The sequence below is a fragment of the Lachnospira sp. genome, from assembly GCF_016290755.1.
In the GTDB taxonomy this organism is placed as follows: domain Bacteria; phylum Bacillota; class Clostridia; order Lachnospirales; family Lachnospiraceae; genus Lachnospira; species Lachnospira multipara.
The window spans coordinates 1-4,261 of the sequence record NZ_JAEEVD010000093.1 but is presented as its reverse complement, the minus strand read 5'-3'; the positions used below and the strand labels follow the sequence as shown (position 1 = coordinate 4,261).

Sequence of the window (4,261 nt, the reverse complement as noted above, 5' to 3'; positions counted from 1 at the left end):
CATGAACGCAGTGGCACTTTGTGCCACCTGTCAGAAGGGGCTTTAACCCCTTCTGACACTAGTAAGCTTTATACCCCCGCTTAAAGCTTACGCTTTTGAAGCGGGGGATTGCTTACACTGCGTTCAATTACGCGCCCCCTCAGCTCTTTGCATGATAGCACATAATTCAATTTACTACAATTTTATTTTATAATTTAGGTCATTTTTGTTTTGCTCTTTTCTAGAATTTCTACTAAAATTAAATTGTGAATATAAATACTATAAGAAAGGATTGGATTTATGAAATACAAAATCAGCGATCTTGCAAGACTTATGAATGTGTCCACTAATACCATAAGGCGTTATGAGAACATGGGCTATTTCAGTTCTGACAGGGATCCTTCTAATAGCTATAGAATGTATGATGAGGAAAGTGTCTTTCAGGCTCTTAATGCTAGACTTCTTAGAAAATATGGCTTTTCCCACGAGGAACTTGCGGCCATGAACACATTTTCAATGGAAGAAAATATTACTGCATACCAAGAGAAAATGAAAGAACTAGAAGACACCATCTCTAATTTAAAGAATATTCACCATCGTATTAAGGATGACATTAAACTAATGCAAAAGGCTACAAGCAGTGTGGCGCAGCCATATTTTAAGGACTGTGTGGATCTATATTACAGTCTTTATTCTGAAGGTAGCAAGCTTGCTAAAGATACAAAACATCAGGAGATTTTAAACAACTTTATCTATGATTATCCCGAGGTTCAAAGAATCTATCTTATGAAAAAAAAGGACATCGATAATAAGAGCTACACTCTTTGTTCTGGTTGGGCCGTTAAGGGCTACTTAGCCGAGGAAGTCAATTTAACTACTAATGAATTTGTTCACTATTATCCAACTGCTAAATCAATTATGTGTATGGAAAAGATTTCTACTGATGAATTAAACGAAGGAGATGGCTGTCTAATTTTCCACAAATTGAGCCAAAACATCATGCAAATTATGAAGGATACTAACTCTACACTTAATGGTGACATTATTGGTGTCACTGTTTCTAAGTGTTTTGAGGATGGAAAGGAGATGCTATACATTTTAATTAGCGCTCCAGTTTCCAGCAAATAAGTCCATATATTTATAGCTTTTAAGGGAAAATGTTTACATTTTCCCTTTTTTTGTAAATACTTTTAGAATATTTTTACTTGCATTATCAACAATGTGGTAGTATTATTGTCTTACAGATGTAGTTTTAAAAACTACATGCACAAGTAATTAATAACTACATGTCTAGTAACAACAACAGTAACGCTGCTGTTTTAGAAGCTTTACTAAACTATACATATACATCGCTAATATAGGAGGTATAAATATGGACTACTTAAGACCTATGAACAACAGTACAATTAATCTTGATAATTCAATCTTTAAGAACACTTTCCGTCTTCGTGATACTTACGGCGGCAATTCTGTTTATCGTCATAAGAAGGAGAATCACATCATTAGACTTATTTCTTTTGATAAGTTAAAGGAAAAGGGTAATTTTAGATTAAAGGATCCAGGTAGTGCTATTACTCATTTAATAGCCATGATTGTTGCAATTATTGCTATGCCTGCTATGGTTTATCAGGCATCAACTACTAACCATATTGTCAACGTTATCTCCGTTACAGTATTTATGCTTAGTATGATTGCCCTTTATGCAGCTAGTACAACATATCATTCTTATGATATTTCTGCTTCTGCCAATAAGATTTTGAAAAAATTAGACCACAGCATGATTCCTGTTTTAATTGCCGGAAGCTACACTCCTATTTGTCTTGTGGCTCTTCACAATACAGTGGGTTATATAATGCTTTCCATTGTTTGGGGACTTGCCCTTGTAGCTATTGCTTTTAAGCTTTTATGGGTTACTTGTCCAAAATGGGTCTCTTCTGTAATTTATCTAATTATGGGATGGACATGCATTATGGCCTTTCCTCAGATTTTAGCAGCTGTTCCATTGACTGGTTTTATCTGGCTTTTTGCTGGTGGCGTTATGTATAGCGTTGGTGCAATTATCTATGCATTAAAGCCTGTAAAGTTTGATGCAGCTCATCCTAATTTTGGCAGCCATGAGATTTTCCACCTCTTTGTAATGGCAGGAAGTCTTTGCCACTATATTATGATTTTTACTTACGTTGCTACAATGTAGAATTAGTTATAAATAAAAAGCCTATAACCTTTGACTTTATCTATTGTCTCTGGTTATAGGCTTTATTTTTTTAATATTTTTTAAGTCTTAAATCTTACATCTCAACATGAACTTTTTCTAACTTCCAAATATCTTTTACATATTCTTCAATTGTTCTATCTGATGAGAACTTTCCTGACTTAGCAGTATTAAGCATTACTGACTTTGCCCAGCCTGCCTTGTCTTTATATCTCTTATCAATTTCTTCCTGTGCCTTAGCATAAGACTTGAAATCCTTTAAGATAAAGTAAATATCGGCTCTTCTTCCATCCTGGAAATTAAGTAATGAATTGTAAATGTCTCTAAACTCTTCAGGATCATTTTCAGAATACTTTCCATTAATGAGTTCCATAAGAACTTCTCTAACATCCTGATCTTCATTAAAGATTTCCATTGGATCATATCCGCCTTCATTTTCATACTTAATTACCTCATCTGAGCTAAGTCCGAAAATAACTGCATTTTCTTCGCCAACTTCCTGTACGATTTCTACATTTGCACCATCCATTGTTCCAAGAGTTATAGCACCGTTGAGCATAAACTTCATGTTACCAGTTCCTGAAGCTTCCTTTGATGCAGTTGAAATCTGTTCTGATACATCTGCTGCCGCAAAGATTATCTCACCGTTTGATACTCTGTAGTTTTCAATAAAGACAACCTTTATCTTGCCAGATATTGAAGCATCGTTATTGATTACATTTGCCACATTATTAATAAGCTTAATTGTCTGCTTAGCGATTCTATATCCAGCTGCTGCCTTAGCTCCAAAAATGAATGTTCTTGGCTCCATATCAAAAGTTGGATCACTCTTTAACTTGTTATAAAGGTACATTACATGAAGGATGTTTAATAACTGTCTCTTATATTCATGTAATCTCTTAACTTGTACATCGAAAATTGAGTTAGGATCTACATCAATTCCATTGTACTTCTTTATGTACTCTGCTAGTCTTACCTTATTCTTATATTTAATGTTCATAAATTCTTGCTGAGCCTTTTTATCATCTACATAAAGTGATAACTTGTCGATCTGCTTAAGGTCTGTTATCCAACCATCACCAATCTTGTCTGTAATCCATTCTGCAAGAAGTGGGTTACCATGAAGTAAGAATCTTCTCTGTGTGATACCATTTGTCTTATTATTAAATTTCTCTGGCATCATTTCATAGAAGTCCTTTAATTCCTGCTTCTTTAAGATTTCAGTGTGAAGTTTTGCAACACCATTTACTGAATATCCGGCACAAATTGCTAAATGAGCCATCTTTACCTGACCATCATAAATAATGGCCATCTTTCTAATCTTTTCCTGGTCTCCTGGATACTTAGCCTTGATTTCTTCTACAAATCTTCTATTGATTTCCTCAACGATTTGGTAAATTCTTGGTAATAATCTTGAGAAGAGTTCGATTGGCCATTTTTCAAGGGCTTCTGCCATAATTGTATGGTTTGTGTAAGCTACAGTCTTACTTGTAATATCCCATGCCTGATCCCAATCTAATCCATTCTCATCCATAAGTATACGCATAAGTTCTGCAACTGTAACTGTTGGATGTGTATCATTTAACTGGAATGTAACCTTTTCATATAACTTAGAAACATCACCATTATGCATATTCTTATATCTATCAACCGCTCTTTGAACTGATGCTGATACAAAGAAATATTGCTGCTTTAATCTAAGTTCCTTACCTGCATAGTGATTATCATTTGGATATAACACTTCTACTAAGTTCTTGGCAAGATTTTCCTCTTCAATAGCCTTTTGATAATCTCCCTTATCAAATGAATTTAGATTGAATTTTACTACAGGTTCAGCATCCCATATTCTAAGGGAATTAACTGTATTATTACCGTATCCTAGTATTGGCAAATCATATGGAACAGCTATTACTGAACGATAATCTTCTTGTACAAAATTATCTCGTCCTGTCTTTTCGTCTTTTACAACCTTTACATATCCACCAAATTTCACCTCATATCGATACTCAGCCCTTTTGATTTCAAATGGATAACCATCTCTTAACCAATCATCTGGTGTTTCTATTTGAT

Annotated in this window: 3 protein-coding genes; 2 read left to right on the top strand and 1 reads right to left on the bottom strand. The window is 34.5% G+C overall.

Features of this window, described 5'->3' with window-relative positions; genetic code table 11:
- Positions 1-279: 279 nt before the first annotated feature.
- The gene (locus tag QVA17_RS12300; protein WP_287389283.1) at positions 280-1,107 is read left to right on the top strand and encodes a MerR family transcriptional regulator; all 828 of its coding nucleotides are present in this window, start codon (positions 280-282) and stop codon (positions 1,105-1,107) included.
- 244 nt (positions 1,108-1,351) lie between these two features.
- The gene (gene trhA, locus QVA17_RS12295) at positions 1,352-2,173 is read left to right on the top strand and encodes a PAQR family membrane homeostasis protein TrhA (protein WP_287389281.1); all 822 of its coding nucleotides are present in this window, start codon (positions 1,352-1,354) and stop codon (positions 2,171-2,173) included.
- 94 nt (positions 2,174-2,267) lie between these two features.
- Here trhA and QVA17_RS12290 read toward each other — a convergent pair.
- A partial coding sequence (locus QVA17_RS12290; RefSeq protein ID WP_287389280.1) for a glycogen/starch/alpha-glucan phosphorylase occupies positions 2,268-4,261 on the bottom strand: 1,994 nt, incomplete at its 5' end.

Coding starts and splice junctions, on each gene's coding strand:
- trhA (WP_287389281.1), top strand. CDS start 1,352: ATGGACTACTTAAGACCTATGAACAACAGTACAATTAATCTTGATAAT.
- QVA17_RS12300 (WP_287389283.1), top strand. CDS start 280: ATGAAATACAAAATCAGCGATCTTGCAAGACTTATGAATGTGTCCACT.